21 protein-coding genes are annotated in these 21251 nt (G+C 68.1%); 11 read left to right on the top strand and 10 right to left on the bottom strand.

The window, feature by feature from the left end:
* Nucleotides 1–81: 81 nt before the first annotated feature.
* Nucleotides 82–4074, bottom strand: coding sequence for an nSTAND1 domain-containing NTPase (locus AC5W54_RS12685; RefSeq protein WP_495962460.1), 3993 nt, complete (start codon nt 4072–4074; stop codon nt 82–84).
* Nucleotides 4075–4117: 43 nt separating this feature from the next.
* Nucleotides 4118–4297 (bottom strand): winged helix-turn-helix transcriptional regulator, encoded by a 180-nt coding sequence (locus AC5W54_RS12680; protein ID WP_495962459.1) that lies wholly within the window; start codon nt 4295–4297, stop codon nt 4118–4120.
* Nucleotides 4298–4415: 118 nt separating this feature from the next.
* Here AC5W54_RS12680 and yghU point away from each other — a divergent pair, with 118 nt between their 5' ends.
* Together yghU and AC5W54_RS12670 are read left to right on the top strand one after the other, a co-directional pair.
* Nucleotides 4416–5291, top strand: a complete 876-nt coding sequence (gene yghU, locus AC5W54_RS12675) for a glutathione-dependent disulfide-bond oxidoreductase (RefSeq protein ID WP_495962458.1) — start codon at nt 4416–4418, stop codon at nt 5289–5291.
* Between the two features lie 16 nt (nt 5292–5307).
* Entirely contained in the window at nt 5308–5739 is a 432-nt protein-coding gene (locus tag AC5W54_RS12670) for a GDYXXLXY domain-containing protein (protein WP_495962457.1), read from the top strand.
* Between the two features lie 93 nt (nt 5740–5832).
* Here AC5W54_RS12670 and AC5W54_RS12665 read toward each other — a convergent pair whose 3' ends face one another.
* Complete coding sequence (locus AC5W54_RS12665; RefSeq protein WP_495962456.1) at nt 5833–7170, bottom strand: tetratricopeptide repeat protein; 1338 nt, start codon at nt 7168–7170, stop codon at nt 5833–5835.
* Between the two features lie 160 nt (nt 7171–7330).
* Here AC5W54_RS12665 and AC5W54_RS12660 point away from each other — a divergent pair, with 160 nt between their 5' ends.
* A complete protein-coding gene (locus AC5W54_RS12660) occupies nt 7331–8311 on the top strand; it encodes an AraC family transcriptional regulator (protein WP_495962455.1) in 981 nt (326 codons plus the stop codon).
* A 119-nt stretch (nt 8312–8430) separates the two neighbouring features.
* Here AC5W54_RS12660 and AC5W54_RS12655 read toward each other — a convergent pair whose 3' ends face one another.
* On the bottom strand, nt 8431–8805 hold the full coding sequence (locus AC5W54_RS12655; protein ID WP_495962454.1) for a septal ring lytic transglycosylase RlpA family protein: 375 nt from the start codon (nt 8803–8805) through the stop codon (nt 8431–8433).
* Nucleotides 8806–9162: 357 nt separating this feature from the next.
* Here AC5W54_RS12655 and AC5W54_RS12650 point away from each other — a divergent pair, with 357 nt between their 5' ends.
* Nucleotides 9163–9555 carry an HIT family protein gene (locus tag AC5W54_RS12650; protein ID WP_495962453.1) on the top strand — a complete coding sequence of 131 codons (393 nt, stop codon included), beginning with the start codon at nt 9163–9165 and terminating at the stop codon, nt 9553–9555.
* 64 nt (nt 9556–9619) lie between these two features.
* On the top strand, nt 9620–10279 hold the full coding sequence (locus tag AC5W54_RS12645; protein ID WP_495962452.1) for an MBL fold metallo-hydrolase: 660 nt from the start codon (nt 9620–9622) through the stop codon (nt 10277–10279).
* Nucleotides 10280–10388: 109 nt separating this feature from the next.
* On the opposite strand, the gene AC5W54_RS12640 is transcribed toward AC5W54_RS12645, so the two are convergent.
* From AC5W54_RS12640 to AC5W54_RS12630, 3 genes are all read right to left on the bottom strand, one after another.
* The gene (locus AC5W54_RS12640; protein WP_495962451.1) at nt 10389–10898 is read right to left on the bottom strand and encodes a hypothetical protein; all 510 of its coding nucleotides are present in this window, start codon (nt 10896–10898) and stop codon (nt 10389–10391) included.
* 233 nt (nt 10899–11131) lie between these two features.
* Nucleotides 11132–11407 (bottom strand): hypothetical protein, encoded by a 276-nt coding sequence (locus tag AC5W54_RS12635; protein ID WP_495962450.1) that lies wholly within the window; start codon nt 11405–11407, stop codon nt 11132–11134.
* A 422-nt stretch (nt 11408–11829) separates the two neighbouring features.
* Entirely contained in the window at nt 11830–12141 is a 312-nt protein-coding gene (locus tag AC5W54_RS12630; protein WP_495962449.1) for a hypothetical protein, read from the bottom strand.
* A gap of 701 nt (nt 12142–12842) precedes the next feature.
* Between AC5W54_RS12630 and AC5W54_RS12625 the strand changes: the two genes are divergently transcribed.
* Entirely contained in the window at nt 12843–13481 is a 639-nt protein-coding gene (locus tag AC5W54_RS12625) for a transglycosylase SLT domain-containing protein (protein WP_495962461.1), read from the top strand.
* A gap of 88 nt (nt 13482–13569) precedes the next feature.
* Here the strand turns inward: AC5W54_RS12625 and AC5W54_RS12620 are convergent, their stop codons facing one another.
* Entirely contained in the window at nt 13570–14004 is a 435-nt protein-coding gene (locus tag AC5W54_RS12620) for an SRPBCC family protein (RefSeq protein WP_495962448.1), read from the bottom strand.
* A 44-nt stretch (nt 14005–14048) separates the two neighbouring features.
* Between AC5W54_RS12620 and AC5W54_RS12615 the strand changes: the two genes are divergently transcribed.
* Entirely contained in the window at nt 14049–15626 is a 1578-nt protein-coding gene (locus AC5W54_RS12615; protein WP_495962447.1) for an NAD(P)H-dependent oxidoreductase, read from the top strand.
* A gap of 18 nt (nt 15627–15644) precedes the next feature.
* On the opposite strand, the gene AC5W54_RS12610 is transcribed toward AC5W54_RS12615, so the two are convergent.
* On the bottom strand, nt 15645–16331 hold the full coding sequence (locus tag AC5W54_RS12610) for a DUF6064 family protein (RefSeq protein WP_495962446.1): 687 nt from the start codon (nt 16329–16331) through the stop codon (nt 15645–15647).
* Between the two features lie 21 nt (nt 16332–16352).
* The gene (locus AC5W54_RS12605) at nt 16353–17288 is read right to left on the bottom strand and encodes an aldo/keto reductase (protein WP_495962445.1); all 936 of its coding nucleotides are present in this window, start codon (nt 17286–17288) and stop codon (nt 16353–16355) included.
* Between the two features lie 86 nt (nt 17289–17374).
* Here AC5W54_RS12605 and AC5W54_RS12600 point away from each other — a divergent pair, with 86 nt between their 5' ends.
* The 4 genes from AC5W54_RS12600 to AC5W54_RS12585 all read left to right on the top strand — a co-directional run bounded on the left by AC5W54_RS12600 (nt 17375) and on the right by AC5W54_RS12585 (nt 21229).
* Nucleotides 17375–17818, top strand: a complete 444-nt coding sequence (locus AC5W54_RS12600; protein ID WP_495962444.1) for a DUF6789 family protein — start codon at nt 17375–17377, stop codon at nt 17816–17818.
* 81 nt (nt 17819–17899) lie between these two features.
* On the top strand, nt 17900–18733 hold the full coding sequence (locus tag AC5W54_RS12595; RefSeq protein WP_495962443.1) for a PhzF family phenazine biosynthesis protein: 834 nt from the start codon (nt 17900–17902) through the stop codon (nt 18731–18733).
* A 189-nt stretch (nt 18734–18922) separates the two neighbouring features.
* Complete coding sequence (dbpA, locus tag AC5W54_RS12590; RefSeq protein WP_495962442.1) at nt 18923–20311, top strand: ATP-dependent RNA helicase DbpA; 1389 nt, start codon at nt 18923–18925, stop codon at nt 20309–20311.
* A 15-nt stretch (nt 20312–20326) separates the two neighbouring features.
* On the top strand, nt 20327–21229 hold the full coding sequence (locus tag AC5W54_RS12585; RefSeq protein WP_495962441.1) for a PA4780 family RIO1-like protein kinase: 903 nt from the start codon (nt 20327–20329) through the stop codon (nt 21227–21229).
* Nucleotides 21230–21251 lie beyond the last annotated feature (22 nt).

Here is a 21251-nt window from a genome sequence, read left to right as displayed (position 1 = left end):
GATGAACATTATGACCAGCTCAAGTTCGGCATGTGAGGATGGCCGCCTTCAGGCGGCTCAAATTCTTGCCCCTTTGAGGGGCTAACAAAATAAAGCCCCCGGCTTTGCCGGGGGATATTTACTCCGCAATCGCTCCTCGCCGCCGTCGTGGCTGGCGGCGAGTCGGCCGTCGGCGCTGCGCCAGCCCGACGAGGCGTGTTCGCCGGGCTCGGTTCGCCATGTCGTCTCGCCAGTTTCCACATCCCAGCCGGCGAAGCTACCGTCGCCCCCGGTGACAACGACGCGATCGTCATCGGACCAGAAAACCTCGTATACACCGCCCGCCTCGCCAAGCTCGGCCAGTCGCCGCCCAGTGTCCGCATCGTAGAGCGCGAGCTTGGCGTCTCTGACCAAGAGCAGGCTGCCGGACGGGTCGAAGCCGATGAATCCCCCCTGTATCGGGACCCGGCGGCGAAGTTTCCCATCGGCGGTGTTCCAGATGAGGACCTGATCGGCCTGGCCATCCCGTGCCGCGAAGAGGTGCCCGTCGGGGCTGAGCGCGGGATTTCTCAGTTCGCCGTTCCACGACCAGTGTGACAGGCGAGCCCCCGTCGACAGATCCGAGATACGGATGTCCGTCCAGTTGGCCGACGCCCCGTTGGCGCCCAGCGACACCGCAACGCTCCTGCCAGCTTCATCGGCAACGATGCGGCGGAGCGGAAGATCGAATCGCCTTTCTGCCAGGATCGTGCGGAAGTCCGCAGCGAGTCTGATCAGGCGTCCGGACTCGGTCCCCGCCAGCAGCGTGCCCTCCGGCTCGAAGCGAAGAACGCTCACGGTCTCCGCTTCGAGCGCCCGAAGCACCTGCTCCCCGTCGACGCGGCGCGCGCTGAGCCCACCCTCGCCGCCCGCCACGAGCCATGCACCGTCGAGCGAGAACGCCAACGCATTGGCGCGACCGGGATGGCGCCAGCCGTCAATCCGCGCCGTATTGCCCTGCTGCCAGAGGACGACGAGGCTCTCGTCGTCGGATAAACCCAAGTCAAGATGCATCCACCCACCCGGAACAACCGTCCGGATCCAGGAACCGCTTTGCTGGTTAGCCGTGGCGATCAAGCCTTGCGCCGAAACGATCGAGCGCGTCGTCAGAAACAACGCCCCGTCTATGCGTAGAACCACCGGCGCGGCGACCTCGTCGAGATCCCAGACACGCGTCGAACCGTCATCGTGGCTACTGACCGCCCAGCCGGCGGCGGTCTCGACGGAGACGGGATGCCCTTGGCCTCGTTCCTCTGCAAGCAGGTCGAGTTCGACCGGCAGGGTTGTCGCTTCGCCGCCGTCCAGGGGAACCCGGCTGATAGAACCGCGATGAAAACCGAACTCGGCGACGAGAAGCTCGTTTCTCTCGGGGACGAGCCGCGCCTCGATCCGGTCTGCCCCACCCCTACGTGGAAACAGGAGTTCGTGGGCAACGTGCCAGTCCGGCGCTCTCCGAACCTCGATTCGGCCGTCCTCGCGCACGACATACAGTACCTCGCCATCGTTCGAGAACAGCACCGCCGCATCACCCTCCGTGGCTGTAAGCCGGCGTGGATCGTCGGCTTCGGCGTCCCGCACCAGCACGTTGCGCGTTGTACCGCCCACCACGAGCGTTCGGCCATCCGGAGAGAGCATCGGGTCGGCGCCACCTTCCACCCGCCCCGTCCATCGCGGCTCGAAGGTGCTGGCGTCGAGAAGTGCGACGTCCGAATAGAGCGCGGCATCGCTCTCGAAATCCCTTCCATGTGCGTCGCGCCGTATCCAGGCAGCGGTCTCTCCGTCGTCGGCGACGACACTCTCGTCGGCCCAGTCGTCGTCGGCTGGCGCCGCCGAGCCCGCGGCGAGTGCAAGCGCATCTCGCACGGCGCCGACACCTTCGGGTGTGACCCGGCGGTCGAGCGAGTCGACCGCGATCATCGCCGCGGCAGAGGCCTCTCCGGAGTTCTCGGCCAGGGTCTTGTTCGCCACGATGGCGAGACTCCTGGCGACGGCGAGTCCCGCTTCGGCGTCTGCGCGCATCGCCTGCCGCTCCGCGCGTTCGCGTGAGGCCTCCTCACGGCCAAGCGCCACTTGCGCCGCATCGCTCGCCGCTCGCTCGTCGAAGAACAGCTTCGTCGCCCAGCCGCCGAGCAGCAGAAAGATCACCGCCGCCGCCGTCGCGAGCCGGCTGATCCAGGCGAGCCGGCGGCGTGAGCGCTCGCGCTCCTCCGCCAGCTCCTGCACCTGCCGCAGCTCCTCGGTGCGCCTGGTCTCGGCGACGTCGACGCTGCGACGAAGGAACGCCCGGTCCGCCTCCGACAACGCCTCGCTGCGCGTCGCCATCCAGTCCCGTGCCGTTGCCAAGGCGAGGCCCATCAATACCGCCTCGTCGCGCGTCTCCTCGGGCGCGGCTTCCCATTCCCGCCGTGCCGTTTCGAGCTGGCCGTGCCAGATCAGGAATTCGCGCTCTTCATCGATCCAGTGCGCGAGCCGTGGCCACTTGCGCAAGAGCATTTCATGGGCGACCTCGACCGTCGCCTCGCCCCCCACTTCCCCTGTCGTCAGCAGCCGCCACCCCGAACCGGCGAGGGCGAGGGCCACGCTCCACTCGTCCGACCGGCACTCGGATTGCACTGCGCGGCGGCGCACCACCTCGCCCTCTTTTGGTACCTGGGCGAGACGCAGTGTCAGGAGCCGGCGCAGAGCCTCCTCGCCCCCGGGATCGGCGGCGAGGAAGGCCTCGGCGCGTTCGGTAAGCGGCTTGCCGATGTCCACCATCTCGACGGGAAAGCGCAGGACCCCCTCCGCCCGCTCGTCCCGCCGCATCGCATCCCAGGCCTCCGCCATCAGGAAGGAGAGCAGCGGCAGGGCCCCGGGTTCGCGGTCGGCGGCCTCGGCGATCACAGAGACGATGTCCGGCGTGTCGAACCGCACGCCGAGCCGGGCGGCGGGTTTCGCGATCACGTCCTCGAGCTCGGCACGGGTGAGCGGCGGCACATCGATACGCCGGCTGACGGGAAAGAGCGCCGTGTCAGCCTGGTGTCGGCCATAGAAATCCGACCGCAGGCTGGTCAGGATCAGCAGCCCCGACTCCGCCGCCGCCTGGGCGAGGAGCGCCGCGAAGTTTGCCGCTTCCGCCGGCTCGGCGCGGACATACAGCTCCTCGCCCTGGTCGACATACAGGAGGAAGCGGCTCGGCGCGGCATCGCCGGCGAGGGTGGCGAGACGCTCGCAGGCGGCGGAAGCAAGATCGACGAGCTCCGAGCCGTCGCGGAAATTCCGCACCCAGGCGTTCGCCTGAGCGTCTATCTCGGCGGGGTCATCCAGCCAGAGCCGCACGAAGCCGAGGGCGAGCGACTTGAGCGGGCGCTCGCCGGGGCGGATCACGACGCTTTGCCAGCGGTGGCTGTCCGTCAGCGGCCCGGGCCATGGGCGGTCGAGGTCGCCGGGCCAGTGCCGACTGCGCAGTGCGGCAAAGAGCCCGGCCATGACGAGCGAGGACTTGCCGACGCCGGAATTGCCGACGAGAGTCAGGATCTCGCCGTGCGCCCTGGCGATGGTCTCGATCAGCTCACACGTCAGCACCTCACGGCCGAAGAAGAAGGCGGCGTTCTCCGAGGTGAAGGCCTCGAGCCCACGATAGGGGTTCGTCTCGCGCCAAGGCGGTGGACCCGGCGTCTCCGCATCCGCCCCTTCGAGTGCAGCACGGATCTGGTCCACGGCCCGCTCCATGCCAGGGGCGGCGCGAAGCAGATGAAGCTGACTCAGGAAGGGTAACCCCGGCCTCTCCTCGCCCAGCAGCACGGGCACGATGCGCGGCCGCCCGGCGACCCGATTGCGGCGCAGCGCCTCGTAGTATTCCAGTTCCTGCCAGGTGCCGATGCGCTTGCCGATGAGCAGCAGCACGGCATCCGCTCGCTTCAGCTCGTCGCCGAGCCTCGGGAGCCAGTAGGCGCCACCGACATTGCTGCGTGGCGCGAAATAGGGGTCAAGCTGCGGTAGTGCGCCGCCAAGGGCTGCGATCAGCCGTTCTGCCTCGGGCTGATCGGGCGAGTGGTAGCTGATGAAGACGCGCATCGAGAGCCACCGATCATGTCGCGCTCTTACCATTTCAGACTAATCAAACTTCCTGCGACTTGCGCAGGCGAACATGCGATGGCATCGACGACTGGTCGGCACTGGTCGCTTCCTGCACCTGAAGGGTGCGCGAGAGCATCTGCTTGGAGATGTCGCCGAACTCGCGCATCAAGGCGGTGAAGCGCCTGGTGCCGGGCTGCAGGGTGACGAGGACGAGCGGCACTTGGCCGCCTCGGCTCGCGGGCGAAACATTATCAGGCTATCGTTTGTCTGACTGAAGGGAGGCCCCATCCGACAGGAAACCCGGCATGGGACCGCGTCACTACCTTGAAGGAGTTGTCATGAGTCAAGCGACCGACTACACCCCGCCGCGGGTCTGGACCTGGGACAAGGCGAACGGCGGAGAGTTTGCCAGCATCAACCGGCCCATCGCCGGGCCCACCCACGACAAGGCGCTGCCGGTGGGCGAGCACCCCTTCCAGCTCTATTCGCTCGCCACCCCCAACGGGGTGAAGGTCACGGTGATGCTGGAGGAGCTGCTGGCGCTGGGCTACCAGGACGCCGAGTACGATGCCTGGCTGATCCGCATCGGCGAGGGCGACCAGTTCGGCAGCGGCTTCGTCGCGATCAACCCCAACTCCAAGATCCCGGCGCTGGTCGACCACGGCACATCCGAGCCGATCCGGGTCTTCGAGTCGGGCTCGATCCTGCTCTACCTGGCCGAGCGCTTCGGCGAGTTCCTGCCGGGCAGCCTGGCCGGGCGCACCGAGGCGCTGAACTGGCTGTTCTGGCAGATGGGCAGTGGGCCCTTCCTGGGCGGCGGCTTCGGCCACTTCTACGCCTATGCACCGGAGAAGATCGAGTACGCCATCGACCGCTACGCCATGGAGGCCAAGCGCCAGCTCGACGTGCTCGACCGCCGCCTGGCCGAGGTGCCTTACCTTGCCGGCGACGACTACACCATCGCCGATATCGCCACCTGGCCCTGGTACGGCCAGCTGGCGCTGGGCCGGCTCTACGACGCCGGCGAGTTCCTGCAGGTGCAGGAATACAAACACGTGCAGCGCTGGGCCAGGGAGATCGACGCCCGCCCGGCGGTGCAGCGTGGGCGCATGGTCAACCGCACCGTCGGGGAACCCGCGATGCAGCTCCACGAGCGCCACGACGCCCACGATTTCGAGACCAGGACCCAGGACAAGCGAGGGGTGACGGCTTGAACGGGGGCCGTGTGCATTGAGCGGGGCACCACGACCGCCCTGCTCAGGGAACACGGCATCGCCACCGCACGGCCCGTGCTGCTGTCCGCCTACACTCGGTGCGGCTCTGGCCCGTGCCCATGAGCGCTGGCCCCGGGAACTGGAGCAGGATGACGTCTTTGCCGCCGATGGCCATGCGATCGTGCGCCTGGACGAACAGCGCGTGGCGCACTTCCAGCGGCTGGGCGCCGGGGAGGAGGCGCTGGGTGCCGACGAGAGGCGCCTGCGCTACCGGTTGCGCAACGGCCGGGTCCGGTTCGCCACCGACGCCTTCTTCTTCCAGGAAGGCCATGCCGAGCGCTACGAGCCCGCGCGTTATGGCCGGTTCCGCGTCAACGAGCGCGGCGAGCCCTTGTTGGTCGCCCTGCACGGTGCCGAACTCGAACTGCTGGGGGAAATGGCACGGTAATCCCGGGAATCGTGCAGTGGCCTTGAAGTTGAATCGGAGCGATCACGCGCCGGACGCGCCCGCCATGGCAGCGGGGCATCCGGCGTTGGCGTCTCAGGCCACCTGCGTTTCGCCGAGCACGGATGCGTTGGCCCGGCTCAGGAACGATCGGTTCAGCGGGCTGTGCGGCTTGGCGGCGAGGCGCTCGTGCGCCAGGCCCTCAGCTACATCGCGGTAGCCGCCGCGCAGGGCGGCTTCGGTCAGCGTCCAGTCGATGATGTCGCGCTGGGCGTGGCTGCCGCCGAAGGCGTTGGCGATGAAGCGCGCCGGGTGCAGGCGCTCCACTGCGGTGGCATAGTCGCCGCGCCAGAAGGCGACGAAGCCCTCCGTCAGCGGCAGGCCGATGCGCCGTGCCCAGGTGGCGGTTTCTGCGCCGCCACCCGCGTTGCGTAGCGCGGCCAGCAGCGCCTCCACCCGGTCGTCACGCCCGGCGCCGAGGTAGGCCATCACGGCATGCCAGTCGTTGAAGGGGTAGAGCTGGCCGTCGGCGTGACGGTCCCAGGTGTCGGCGAGTTCCCACCAGCGGGGGCCGACGTCCTGGCCGGTGAGGTGCAGGCGCCAGAGCAGGGCCGAGGCGTCGACCATGTCCAGCACCACGGCGCTGCGCTCCTGGCGGATGGGGCCGTCGTAGAGGGCCAGCGCCTCGCCGGTCTGCCCCAGTTCGAGGTGGCAGAGCGCGCGGTGCCACCAGTTGTGGACCTTGAACAGGTTGTCGTCGGCGGCCCAGTAGGGTTCGCGGGCGAGCATCCAGCCGAGGCCGTCCTCGGCCCGGCCCTGCATCTCCATGACGTGGGCCACGGCGTGGTGCGCCCAGCAGTCCAGCGGTTCCCCGTCCAGCGCCTGGCGGCCGGTCGCCTCGGCGCGGGCGTAGGCGCCGCTCTCCTCCAGCCCGAAGGCGTACATGCCCAGCAGGACCGAATGGCCCGGCATGTCGGGCGACCACCTGGGCAGCACCCGGGCGAGCCGGTCGCGCAGGTCGCGGGCGTTGGCACGGTAGAAGTCCGCCAGGTGGCCGGCCTGCAGCGCCAGGAGGTCGTAGGGGTGGTGCAGATTGTGGCGGTCCAGGGCGCAGGCGGCGGCGGTCCACTCGCCGGCCAGCAGCTGGTCGAGCACGGCGACGTGGGAGGTTTCCCGGTCGTCCAGGCGCGAGGCCTTGGCGATGGCAACGTCGGCCCTGGCCGCCTCGGCGGCGTCGGGTTCGGTGGCCAGGGTAAACAGGTAGGCCCGGAAGATCCGCGCCATGGTGAAGTCGGGCGCGATCTCGAGGGCCTGGTCCAGTGGCGCCACGGGGTCGCCACGGTAGAGGTTGAAGGCGTCGACGGAGCGGGCGTAGAGGTCGGCGGTCTCGGCGGTGGCGCCGGGCAAAGGGTTTCCTTGGCGGTCGGTCGGCATGGGGATGGCTCCTGGGTGCGGTTGTTGTCGTTCGTCAGGGGGGAAGGGCGGGCAGCGGCCTCGCCCCACGCTGCTAAACTACCCGGAGGTGCGGCGGGCAATAATGGGCGAGGCGCCGCCATTCTTGTCCGAGCCGCCGCCATCACGGGAAGGTCGACCGATGGATGCCTCTCTCGATGTGTTGCGCACGCTGCGTCTGACCGGTGGCCTCTTCCTCGATGCGGAGTTCACCGCGCCCTGGTGCGTGGCCGCTCGGGTCGCCCCGGAGGATTGCCATCCCTTCGCCCCGTCGTCTGGGGGCATCATCGCCTATCACTACGTCAGCGCTGGCCGACTGTGGTTGCGAGTGGGCGAGGGGGCGCCGGTGGAGGTGTCGGCCGGCCACCTCGTAGTGCTGCCCCGCAACGATCCGCACGTGCTCGGCAGCGACCTGGAGAGCCCGCCGGTCAGCGCCGAGGGGCTGATGCAGGTCACTGCCGAGCGCGGCATCGCCCGGATCGTCCATGGGGGCGGTGGAGAGGTGACGCGATTGTGGTGCGGCTTCCTGCTCGGCGAGACGACGACCGACCCGCTTGTCGGCATGCTGCCGAGCGTGATGACCCTCGAGGTGGCCGAGGGCGTGACCGGGCCGTGGATCGAAAGCTCCTTCCGCCTGGCCGCCAGCGAACTCGCCGGCGGGGAGGTACGCTCACCGGCGCTGCTCGCCAGGCTGGCGGAGCTGCTCTTCATCGAGGCCGTTCAGCGCTACCTAGCCGGCTTGCCGCCGGAGCAGCGCGCCTGGCTGGGCGGGTTGCACAATCCTTTCGTGAGCCATGCCCTGGGCCTGTTGCACGATCGGCCGGAATGCCACTGGACGACCGAGTCGCTGGCTCGGGAGGTGGGGCTGTCTCGCTCCGCCTTCGCCGAGCGCTTCACCGAGCTGGTGGGGGCGCCTCCCATGCGCTACCTGGCGGGGCTGCGCATGCAGCTGGCGGCGCGCCGCCTGCGTGAGTCCCTGGCTCCGATCTCGCGCATTGCCCTGGAGGCGGGGTACGAATCGGAAGCGTCCTTCACCAAGGCGTTCAAGCGCGCCTTCGGGACGCCCCCGGCGACCTGGCGCAGGGAGCAGCGGAACCCGCCAGAGTCCACCCTGGCCGGCTGACTTCGGTGAGGCGTTCACGCCGCAGTTCGCGGATTTGAGGAGCGCCCGGGCCGACGAGCTGCGGCGCAAGCGCTGAGCGAATGCCTGCGGCGAGGGGGCGTCGGGGTCTGCCAGCGGGGTCAATTCACCTGGGTGACCATCACCGGTGCTACGCCGCGATGGAGCATGCCGAGTTGCCTGGCGGCGCGCTTGGAGAGATCGATGATGCGCCCTTTCACGAAGGGGCCGCGGTCGTTGATCAGCACTTCCACTTCCTGGCCGGTGTCGGTACGGGTGACCAGCACCGTGGTGCCAAGGGGGAGACTCGGATGGGCGGCCGTCAGGGCTTGCTGATCGAAGGGGTCGCCGCTGGCGGTGGTGGCGCCCTGGAGGCTGTCGCTGTAGAAGGATGCGACGCCTTCCTCGGTATCGTGCGCCTGCACGCTGCCCGCAGTACCGATCGCCAGCAGGCTGGCCAGGCAACAGGCAAGGGTCAGTCGGGATCGGGTTCCCATGGGATTACCTCATGATTCTCGTGTAGCGGATCGCGCGTCCATCGATGCGATGAGGTGCCTGAAGGCATGGGCATGGTAACCGCCATGGCCGTGGTGGGCAACCCTTGGCGAAGATCGGCGAGGTTCGCCACTATAATGACGATATTCGATCATGATGACCTCGCATCGCTGGTTCGGCACACGTCAAGAGACCTCGCCGGTACGCCGGATCCCTGTCTCGTACGGCCGAGCGGCATCGACGACTGGGGGTGGCTTCTGATGGCCGTGCCCGGTCGCTTGCCGTCGCTTGTGACTTGTGGCGAGATTGCTCCATCCACCTGTGGCATCTTGGTGATTGCCGAGAGGAGGCGTCCGAACATGACAAGCATCTTTACCCGTATCATCCAGGGCGAACTGCCGGGGCACTTTGTCTGGGAGGATGAGCAGTGCGTGGCCCTGATGACCCTCAACCCGATGAAACCCGGCCATCTCCTGGTGATTCCGCGCGAGGAGATCGACCATTGGGACGATCTGCCGGCCGAGTTGGCCACCCACCTCATGGCGGTGTCGCAGACGCTCGCCAAGGCACTCAAGCGCGCCTTTCCCTGCGAGCGAGTGGGAATGCTGGTCGTCGGCCTGGAGGTGCCACACGTGCATATTCATCTGGTACCGATCGATGCCATGCAGGATATCCGGGTGGAGGGACTGGCCCAGGCGGAGGCCGAGGAGCTGGCGGCAGCCGCGGCGCGAATACGGGCAGTCTTGGCTTGATCTGAGCCTTGCTCGAGGTGCTGCCAGCCCGTGGTGTATCGCTCGACCGAGAGGAGTGTGAACCATGCAGCGTGTACAGCCCGACATATGGGAGACCGAGGTGGAGAGTCCCTTCCCGGGGCTCACCGTGCATGCTTACCTGCTCGTTCGCGAGGCAGGCAATGTGCTCTTCTACAACACCGGCCACCGCCACGAGATCGAGAGGATGGCGGAGCTGGGCGGCGTGGCCTATCAGTACCTGAGCCACCGTGACGAGGTCGGGGAGACCCTGACGCTGATACACGAGCGCTTCGGTGCCAGGTTGGTCGGCCACATCGCCGAGCGTGACGATTTCGCCCGTGTACGCACACCGGAGATCCTGTTCGACAAGCGCGAGCGGCACCTGGACATCATCGAGGTGATTCCCACCCCCGGCCATAGTCCGGGAAGCACCTGCTTTCTGGTGGACTCGTCCCGCGGCAAGCGCTACCTCTTCACCGGCGATACTCTCTATCGCGGGAAAGGTGGTGGCTGGCGTGCCGGTTTCATTCCCGGACACAACACCGCGGAGGATCGGCAGACGCTCGCCGAGAGCCTGCGGCTGCTGAAGACCCTCGAGCCGGACGTGGTCTTCTCCAGCGCCTTCACCGGCGAGGCCGGCTTCCAGGAACTCGTCCCGGGCGAGTGGCCCGGCCTGGTGGATCGAGCGCTTGCCGAGTTGCTGGAGCAAGAGGAGGCGCATTAGATGAATGGCACCAAGCACACCGTTCGGCAGTACCTCGATGGTTTCAATGTTCCGACCATGAGGGGGACACGCCTGCCGGATCGATGGCGTCGAGTGGGAGACGGGGGCTTCAGCGTTCTGCGCGACGCACCATTTGACCCCGCAGGTCGGTGAACGCGGTCTCCAGGTCGTCGACGCTGGCGACGCCGCGTATGACGTCGGCACGCTGGCCCTGCTCATCGAACAGCACGATGCTGACCTGGTCGACCAGCTGCTCACCGGCGAAGCGCGCCCCCTGAGTGGTGTTGATGTTCACCACGCGCCAGGCGGGCGGGTGTTCGATATTGGCCAGTGCCCGCTCGGCGTTGTCGCGCAGGCGGCGGCTGGCCGAGCGGCGCTGATCGAACACCTGCACCGCTACCGGCTCGCCGCTGCCGATCACGCTCAGGTCGGCCAGCCTGCGAACGTTGCGCTCCTCGAGGATGAGCCAGGTCGCCGGCACGGCCAGGATGGCCAAGGCAATCAGAATGCCACGTACCAGGCGGCGAGGGCGGAAACGCCGTCGTGACTTGCCGGCGTGGGCGAGGGGCTTGCTCGAGGGCCCGGTTGGCTTGCGACGCCGGTTCCTGGTCTTCGACATGCGAGGCACCTCCTGCCGGAAATGGGCCATTCCCTTGTCTAATATAGTGCCTACCCTTGCCAGACCGAGACAGAAGCCCGGAAATGGGGCCGAGCGAACGTGAGGCTGGCAAGGGTGACGTCCTGGCCCGGGCAGGGAGTGAATGGAATGGCTTGAACTGCAATCGTGATGCGAGAGGGCAGAGGGACAGGAGACAGGCGACTGTCCGCGGTGGTAGCCGTGGGGCCCGTGCCTCAGTCGCTCTCGCCGGGGGCGTGCAGGCCACGGGCGATGAGGTCGTCCGCCAGCGCCCGGGCCGCCAGGGCGAATTCCACGCGCGCCATTGCCAGTGCACTCAGGTCTCGCGAGACGACCTCCCGTTCCATGCGGTCGAGACGTGCCTTGGCCGTTGCCAGCCGACGCCCCAGTGCCGCATCGAGTCCAACGCAGCCAGGGGGCGCTTCAGGTAGCGGGAATAATTGGTCCACCAGGTCGTCGGGCAGCGCGGATGACATTCTCGAGACTTCCATCACATGTACTCCTCGGCTTCTCACTAGGCCAGGGGATGCATCAAAGTCGCTCCAATCTCACCACCAATTCCTTGGGTTGCGATCTACCGCCCTCCACAGGCCAGTGATTCCTCAGTATGTACCGCTGCCGTGATAGTGCCGCCGCCATGAGGTGTCTTCCTTGACGATCGGGCGAAAACGTCGCGGGACCTCCTCTTCCGTGAATATAGTGTGTTTTTATGTAAGTCAAGGAGAGTTTTGGGAGACCCGACCCGGTTGACGCCAGGTCGGTACCTCTGCAGCACTGGACTTTCATGGCTTTCATGAAGTGCTGGGTGCCGCCTGCATCAGGATGCACTGGTGCTCATGGACGATATGAAGGAAAACACCCCATCCAGCCAGGGGCTGCATGGGGTGTGGAGACTGCCGGCAATATCATGCCCTCAACGTTGGTGCTCTTCCTCGAAAAGCTCTGCCTTGGCGTGACGCATGACGTCCTCGCAGGCGGCTTGATGGGCAAGCTGAAAAAGCAGGCCCTGGGTCACTTCAAAGCCCTTTCCCAGGCAGGTATCGACATCCTGGCGGCTCACTCGAGGGGAGACATTGCAGTCAATCTTGATCGTTCTTCCGCCACCGTCCAGCCTGTCGGCAAACTCCCGGATGCGCCAGGCGATACGCTCTTTCCAACTGGCGGAATCTTCCACGCCTTCGTTTACGCTAAACGTGCACTGCCATTCAGGTTTGTAGACCGTCATGAGAACCTCCCGTGCTGGCTTGAAAGAATGATCGATCGTGGTTGCCGCTCCATAGGTAAATGTCTTGCCCGACCATCATACAGGCTTTCACCAGCCGGGATAGTGCAAGCAGCGTGGAGGCTGGCCATCGGCAGGGGAGCGGCGCTGCTCGGCACGATGCCCTCCGGATGGCCGCAGGCGCCATTGGCTTGATGAGGGAGAAGATGCTTTCGTGGATCTGGCCTGTAACGGCCAGGCCGCTTGTTTCGACAGGCCTGGGTGCGTCAGCGGAGATGGGCGGCAAGGGCCTCGAGGGCGGCGCGCTGCAACAGGGCCTGCTGGGCCCAGAACTGCAGCACTTCGGTGTCAAACGGGTGGAGTTGCGAGCATATGGTCTTCATGGTGTTGGCCCTCCTGAAGGGACTACTCCACCCAGCGTAGACGCTTTTTTATTGCAGTGCAGCATTTCTTTCCTGGTGCCAGAAAAGCGTTTATTAGTCATGTGCTGCTGCAAGCAGGAGGATGGAAACCAGCGGTGGCCGGTGCCCATCGATGACGTCTACCCGGCGCTTGTTGTCCGTATCACCGCACCTGGGCGCACGAACCTGTATCCTGTCGGGGGCGGTATTCTTGAAGGGCAAAACGTCAACAGAAGCTCGGGAGGGAGCCAAGTGGGGGCATCGATCGACCGGCAGTGGGGCAAGCGGGAAGTGTTCGGCCGCGTGGCAAGGGCAGGGCGCTGGTGGTTGCTCGCCGGCGTCGGCCTGCTGTCCACCGGCTGCGCCATGATGGCGCCCTCGCCACCGCAGGATCAGGGCAATATCTGCGAGATCTTTCGCGAGCAGCCGAAGTGGTATGACTATGCCCGCGACTCCCAGGAGCGCTGGGGCACCCCGATCGCCACGCAGATGGCCTTCGTTCAGCGGGAATCCTCGTACCGCAGCCATGTCCGCCCGCCCCGGAAGCGCATCCTGGGGTTCATTCCCGGTCGCCGCCCCTCGTCCGCTCGTGGCTATGCCCAGGCCCAGGATCCGGTGTGGGGAGAGTACAAGGCCGATGTCGGCAGCACCCTGGCACGCCGCACCCACATGAAGCACGCCACCGACTTCATCGGCTGGTACAACGCGCGCGCGCACCGGCAACTGGGCATTTCGCTGCACAACCCCGAGCATCTCTACCTGGCCTACCACGAAGGCGCCGGAGGCTATCGGCGCGGCACCTACCGCAGCAAGCCCCAGGTGAGGCGGGCCGCCAGCCAGGTCAGCGCCCAGGCGAGTCGCTATCAGTCGCAACTGGCCGCCTGCGAGGCCGAGTTCCGCTGTCGGCGCTTCTATCAGGTGTGGCCCTTCTGTCGAGCGTGACACGGCTCGGGAGAGTGTGCTCGCCCGCCTGCCAGGGCGATCGGTCGCGATCCCCCGGTCCATGCCAGCGGGCGCGGTCCGGCGGCTGCTACCGCGTCTCTCGCCGCTGCGCCTTCAATTGCGCCTCCACCTGGTCGATGATGTCGCGCCCCAGCTTGTGGAGCAGGGGCCTGGCGGCCAGTCGGACGGTCTCGTCGAGCAGGCGGTTCTCCAGGCTGTACGCCAGCGTCAGGTGGATGCGGGTGCCTCCGTCGATGGGCGTCAGGCGGTACTCGCCGTGGTTGGGCGCGCCGGATACCGAGCGCCAGGCGAATCGCTCGGGGGGCGTGAACTCCGTGATCTCCACATCGAAGTCCAGGGGCACGCCGGCGATGCGCACCCGCCAGCGGTAGCGACGCTCCCCCAGGCGAACTATGGTGTCAATGGCGTCGCTGTAGTCGGCAAACGTTTCCACTCGGCCGACGAGGGCGAACACCTCCCGTGGGCTGGCCGCGATCTCGGCCTCGTGCTCGATGACGGGCATGGCCTTCTCCACCTCCGCAAGACAACACGATGACACAGTAAGGTATGACAGCGTTCAGGAAGAACGACGAACCGGCCGGCAGCGGGGCAGAGGTTCGGTCGCCGATCAAGGTGCTGGTCATCCTCGGGCACCCGCGCAGTGACAGCCTCTGCGGCGCCCTGGCGGATGCCTTCTGTGAAGGGGCTCGCGCCGCGGGCGTGCAACTGCGCCGCGTGAATCTCGCGACGCTGGAGTTCGATCCCCATGTGCGCACCCCGTCGCCCAACGACCAGCCCCTCGAGGACGACCTGAGCGAGGCCCGGGAGCTTCTGGTCTGGGCGGATCACCTGGTGTTCGTCTATCCCACCTGGTGGGGAACGACACCCGCGCTGCTCAAGGGGTTCCTCGACCGACTCATGGCGCCAGGATTCGCGTTCCGGACCTGCGAGGGGGGGATCGGCTATCAGGGGCTGTTGAACGGGCGCTCGGCCCAGCTCATCACCACCATGGACACGCCTCCCGTGATCCATCGGCTGCTCTACCGCGAGCCGGGCCGCAATGCCATGGCGCGGGCGACCCTAGGCTTCTGCGGTATCCACCCGGTCCGTGCGCTGGCGTTCGGCTCGGTCAAGGATGCCGACGCGAAGAGGCGCCGGGCCTGGCTCGAGCGCGCCAGGCGGCAGGGCCGGCGGCTGGCGCGAGGACGGATCACGCCGCCGGAGCGGCTGCGGTACAAGGCCGGCGCCTGGTTGCGGGCGCTGCGGCTGCAGTTCTATCCCATGACCTGGGTGGCCTATGCGGTCGGGGCGCTGGCCGCCGCGCCGGCCGGGGGCGTATTCGGCAACCCGGTGTTCTGGCTCGGCTACCTCTGCCTGTTCCTGCTGGAGGTGGCCACCGTGCTGGTCAACGAGGTGGTCGACCTGGGCACCGATCGGGCCAATCGCTTCTACAGCACCTTCACGGGGGGCTCCCGCGTCCTGGTGGAGGGCCTGCTGAGCCTGCGCGAGGTCAAGGCCGGGATCCTCGCCGCCCTGCTGGGGTTGCTGGGCGGCACGGCGTGGCTGCTGGGGGCGACGCCGGCGCCCCCAGCGGCGGTGGTCGCCGTGCTGGGGGCGCTGGCGATCCTGGCCATCGGCTACACGGCGCCGCCCCTCAAGCTCAGCTATCGCGGCCTGGGCGAGCTCGACGTCGCCGTCACGCACAGCATCGGGGTGATGCTGTGCGGCTTCGTGTTTCTCGGCGGGGCCCCGGGCGACCCGTTGCCCTGGCTGCTGAGCCTGCCGCTGCTGCTGGGCATCCTGCCCTCGATCACCCTGTCGGGGATCCCGGATCTCGAAGCCGACGCCGGCGCCGGCAAGCGCACCCTGGCGGTACGCCTGGGGCGGCGGGGCGCGTTGCGGGTGGCGCTCGCCGCCACGCTGCTCGCCGCCGTCTGCGCCCTGGCCTGGCAGGCGATGGGGCTGGCGGGCGGCGCCTACGGCGGCATCGCCTGGGTGGTCGTTCCCCACGGCGCCTGGCTGACGTGGCTGCTGCTCCGGCATCTCCGCTCGGCGCGTCCTCCCGGGCGTATCGACGGGCTGATGGCCGCTTCGCTCGGCTATGTGCTGTGGTTCGGGCTATGGCCGCTGTTCCGGTTGGCCTGAAACGGCATCGCGGGCTCGCTACTCCACGGAGGAACCGCGCGGCCACCGCCTGGCCAGCAGCGCCAGCCCGACGGCCAGCAGGGGCAGCCAGGCGCCCGGTACGCCCAGGGTGGCGAGGGTGATCCCGCTTACCAGGCACCAGAGGGCGGGAACGATGAGCAGTGCCCAGCCCCACGGCGCGGGGGAGACCAGGGCGGCCACGCCCAGGGTGGCGATGGCGAGCGGGTCTGGCGTGAGCCCGATGACTTCGGCACCCCGCAGTCCTCGCCCGGTGACCAGGGCCATGAGCGGGTGCAGGGCCAGCGCATGGACGAACAGCACGAGACCCAGGGCGCGTCGCACGTTCCAGCGGGTTGGCAGGTCGAGCCCGCCCTTCAGGGTGCCGAGGGCCATCAGCAGCAGCGCCTGCAGCACGAACAGCGGGATGACATAGCGGATTCCCCAGTTGATCGGCACGTAGCGCTGCCACAGGAAGGCCCAGGCCACGAAGCCCCAGCCGACCGCGAGCAGGGCGACGATCAGGCGGGGGCTCCAGGGGCGTGGGCGCAGCAGGGCGAACAGCATCCCGCCGCCCAGCGCCAGGGCCAGCAGCTGCAGGGGCCACAGCGCCTGGTTGTGCAGCTCGAACAGCCGCTCGTAGACGCGGGGCGAGAACATCAGGAAGTCCGCGGGGCGATAGCTCAGCCACTCGCTCATGCCGATCATTCGCCCCTCCCCATGCCGCCCTCACAAGGCCTGCACGTAATCGGCCATGCGCCGGCGCAAGACGTCGTCGGGCAGCGGCGTGCCGGCGGCGGCCATGTTCTCGTGCACGTGATCGACGCGGGTGGTGGCGGGAATGGCACAGCTCACCGCCGGGTGGGAGATGATGAACTTGAGGATGAACTGCGCCCAGCTCCCGGCGCCGATCTCCGCCGCCCACGCCGGCAGCGGCTCGCCCGCCAGGCGCTCGGTCAGCCGCCCCTGTTGGAAGGGACGATTGACGATCACGCCGATGCCTTTCTCCCTGGCCAGGGGCAGCAGGCGCTGCTCGGCTTCGCGGTCGACGACGTTGTAGGTCAACTGGACGAAATCCAGCGGTGCGTCGCGCATGATGCGCTCGATGGTGGCGTGGCGCCGGCCGTGGGAGGTGGTGATGCCCACATGACGCACCTCACCGGCCGCCTGCATCTCGAACAGCGTCGCGAGGTTCGCCTCCCAGGCGACCAGGTTGTGGACCTGGAGCAGGTCGAAGCGCGGCACGCCCCAGTCGCGGCGCGACGCCTCGACCTGGGCCGGCCCGTTGCCGGGGTTCGAGGTCCAGATCTTGTCCGCGGCGTAGACACGGTCGAGCGCATCGAGCTCGCCCAGCCCGTGACCGATGGTCGCCTGGGACGAGCCGTACATCGGCGAGGAGTCGATCATGCGCCCGCCCATGGCGAAGAACTCGGCCATCACGGCGGTGCACTCCTCGAGCAGTACCGGGTCGCCGCCGACGTTGAAGGTGATCCAGCTACCCAGCCCGACCAGTGGCAGGCGTTCGCCGATGGTCGGCACCTCGCGTGTCAGGGGTTGCGGCCGCTGCGCCAGGGCCCCGAGTGGCGGCAGTGCCGTGGCCGCCGCCAGCGATACGAGGCCACCCAGTAGCGCGCGGCGAGACAGACGGCTCGGGGGAGGGGGCATGGTCGTCTCCTGCTCGTGCTGCTCAGAGCAGTGTAGTTGTTGCGACTATACTGTGATCAACAGCCTCCACCATGGAGAGGTAGTCGATGGTTGCTCGCCTGAGTCGAGGGGTGTTGGCCGGACTGGTGGCGACACTGGTCATCTCGATGTTCCTGATCCTGCGCCTGTCGGCGGGGCTCATGCCTTGGTACAACCCCATCGAGATCATGAACCTGACTGCCCAGCGGGCGCTGGGTACGCCCAACAGCATGGCCGTGGGCTGGACCATTCACTTCGTGGTCGGCTCACTGGTGTGGGGGCTGCTGTTCGGGTGGCTGGCACCCTACCTGCCCGGCAGCAGCGATACCCGTCGCGGCTTGCTGTTCGGCCTGGGCGCCTGGCTGGTGGTGATGGTCACGGTGTTCCCGCTGGCCGGTTCGGGCTTCTTCGGCATGGGCTTCGGCCTGATCGCGCCACTTTCCACGCTGCTGGGGCATATCGTGTTCGGGCTGGTGCTGGGCGCCACCTACGGCTGGCTGCGACGCCTGTAGCCAACGGCGTGCACGATCCGTTGTCATTGCACCCGCCAAGGCCAGAATGCGAATCACCGTCCACTGATCGGAAGCCTTCCCATGACCGCTACCCTTTATCGACTCGCCGCCTTCACCCATGACCCGCGGGGCGGCAACCCGGCCGGCGTCTGGCTGGGCGAGGCGCTGCCCGACGCCGCCACCATGCAGCGCATCGCCGCCGAGGTGGGCTATTCCGAGACGGCCTTCATCGCCCCGCTGGAGGGCACCCGGCGCACGGTTCGCTACTACAGCCCCCAGGCCGAGGTGAGTTTCTGCGGCCATGCCACGGTGGCCGCCGGCGTGGTACTGGGGGAGTTGAGCGGGGCGGGGACCTATGAACTGGAGACCGCCGTGGGCGGGGTACCGGTGACGGTAGACCAGACGGATGGCGAGTGGCGGGCCTCGCTGGTGTCGGTGGCGCCCGAGCACAGCGCGGCGCCGGCGGCCCTGGTCGAGGCGGTGCTGGAGATCCTCGGCTGGCAGGCGGCCGAGCTGGACCCGGGCCTGCCGCCGGCCAGGGCCTATGCCGGCGCCTGGCACCTGGTGCTGGCGGTGTCATCGCGGGGGCGACTCGATCGGCTGGACTACGATTTCGCGCGTCTCAAGGCGCTGATGCTGCGCGAGAACCTCACCACCCTGCAGCTCGTCTGGCGCGAGAGCGCCACCCGCTTTCATGCCCGCGATCCCTTTCCGGTGGGCGGCGTGGTGGAAGACCCGGCGACCGGCGCCGCGGCGGCGGCGCTGGGCGGCTACCTGCGCGATGCGGGACTGCTCGAAGCCCCGGCCCGGTTGACGATCCACCAGGGCGAGGCGATGGGGCGGCCGAGCCGGCTCGAGGTGGAGGTGCCCGCGACCGGCGGCATCGTGGTGACGGGCACGGCGGTGGAGCTCTAGTGGCGGCGGGTCGCTGCCGTCGCCGTGGCTGGAGGAACAAGACCCTGCCTGACCGATAGTTCGGTATTCTCCGGCCCTTTCTGCTATCCTGCCCGCCTTCCCTTGCCATTCCCTCGACTCTCGCCTCTTGGCTCCCGCCATCGCTCGCTTGTCGCCCCGGCTCCCGTTCTCCATCGCAGGTCCATTTCCGTGTCCGATTCCTCCTTTGATTCTCTGCCGCTGGCGCCGGAGCTGCTGGTCAACCTCGACTCGCTCGGCTACCACGCCATGACCCCGATCCAGGCCGAGAGCCTGCCGTTGATGCTGGCGGGGCGCGACGTGATCGCCCAGGCCAGGACCGGCTCCGGCAAGACCGCGGCCTTCGGCCTGGGGCTGCTATCGCGGCTCGCGGTGGCAAGCTTCCGGGTGCAGGCGCTGGTGCTGTGCCCGACCCGCGAGCTCGCCGACCAGGTGGCCGGCGAGCTCCGCCGGCTGGCGCGCACCCTGCCCAACGTCAAGGTGCTGGCCCTGTGCGGCGGGGCGCCCTTCGGCCCGCAGCTCGCTTCGCTGGCCCATGGGGCGCATGTGGTGGTCGGCACGCCGGGCCGGGTGGAGGAGCACCTGCGCAAGGGCTCGCTGAACCTGGCGGCGCTCGAGACCCTGGTGCTCGACGAGGCCGATCGCATGCTCGACATGGGGTTCCAGGCGTCGATGGAGGCGATCATCGCCGAGACGCCGGCGAGCCGGCAGACCTGGCTGTTCAGCGCGACCTATGCGGCAGGCATCAAGCCGATCGCCGAGGGCCTGATGCGCGCGCCGGCCACGGTGGAGATCGCCGAGGGCCACGACGCGACCAGCATTCGCCAGCACGTCTACCGGGTGGCGGACGAAGCGTCACGCTTCGAGGCCCTGCGCCGGCTGCTGCTGCACCATCGGCCCGAGTCCAGCGTGGTATTCTGCAACACCCGACGCGAGACCCGGGAGGTCGCCGAGGCCCTCGGCGAGGCGGGCTTCAGTGCCCTGGCACTGCATGGCGACCTGGAGCAGCGTGACCGCGACCGCATCCTGGTGCTCTTCGCCAACCGCAGCGCGTCGATCCTGGTGGCCACCGACGTGGCGGCGCGCGGGCTGGATATCGAGTCTCTGGACGCGGTGTTCAACTACCAGATCGCCCGCGATCTCGAGGTCCATGTGCACCGCATCGGGCGTACCGGCCGGGCCGGCGGCTCCGGCGTGGCCTGCACCCTGGTCACCGAGCAGGAGGAGTACCGGCTGGCGCGGCTCGGCGAGTTCCTCGGCGAGACCTTCGAGGAGTCGCCGCTGCCGGGACGTGCCGTGCTCGAGCGGGGCCCGCTCACGCCGCCCATGGCCACGCTGCAACTCGACGGCGGCAAGAAGCAGAAGGTGCGCCCCGGCGACATCCTCGGCGCCTTGACCGGCGAGGCGGGGCTGCGTGGCGACCAGGTAGGCAGGATCAAGGTGCTCGAACGCAGCGCCTACGTGGCCGTGCAGCGCGAGGTCGCCAAGGCGGCCCTCGCCCAGCTGAGCGCGGGTAAACTCAAGGGGCGCTCGTATCGCGCCCGGCGCGTCAGCCGCTGACGGGCAAGGGGGAACATGAAGATACCCAGGAGATTGCAGCCGCTGGTCGATGACGGCCTGATCGATGCGGTCGAGAGCCAACTGATGAGCGGCAAGGAAGCCCAGGTGTACGTGGTGCGCTCACATGGCGAGCGGCGCTGCGCCAAGGTCTTCAAGGAGGCCAGGCAGCGCAGCTTCAAGCAGGCCGTGCAGTACCAGGAAGGCCGCAAGGAACGCAACAGCCGCCGTTCCCGGGCGATGGCCAAGAAGACCCGCTACGGCCAGAAGGAGCAGGAGCAGGCCTGGCTCAATGCCGAGGTCGACGCCCTCTACCGGCTGGCGGCGGCGGACGTGCGGGTGCCCAGGCCCCATGGCTTCGTCGACGGCGTGCTGCTGATGGAGATGATCACCGATCCCGAGGGCCTGACCGCGCCGCGGCTGGATGATGTGACCCTGACGGCCGACGAGGCCCGGGCCCATTACGCCAAGGTGATCGGTGATGTGGTGCGCATGCTGTGTGCCGGCCTGATCCATGGCGACCTGTCCGAGTTCAATGTGCTGCTCTCCGCCGACGGCCCGGTGATCATCGACCTGCCCCAGGCGGTGGACGCCGCCGGCAACAACAGTGCGGCGATGATGTTCGAGCGCGACGTCGACAACATGCGCCGCTACTTCGGCCGCTTCGCGCCGGAGCTGCTCGAGACCGATTACGCCAAGGAGATCTGGGCGCTGTACGAGGCGGGCGAGCTGCACCCGGAGAGCCGGCTGACCGGCTGCTTCGCGCACGACACCGCGCCCGTGGATGTCGACGAGCTGATGACCGTGATCGACGACGTGCGCGAGGAGGAAGCCCACCGCCAGGCGGCCCGCCACCGCGGCGACGAGCCCGGGGTCGAGGAGGCTGCCGAGGAGTGGCGGGAGTCCCGGCGGGAGTGTTGAGCCCGGCGGCATTGCCGCGGGG

Source organism: Halomonas sp. LMYGS-3, assembly GCF_059509875.1.
The sequence above is the reverse complement of the archived record's forward strand: the minus strand, read 5'-3'. Positions and strand labels throughout refer to the sequence as shown.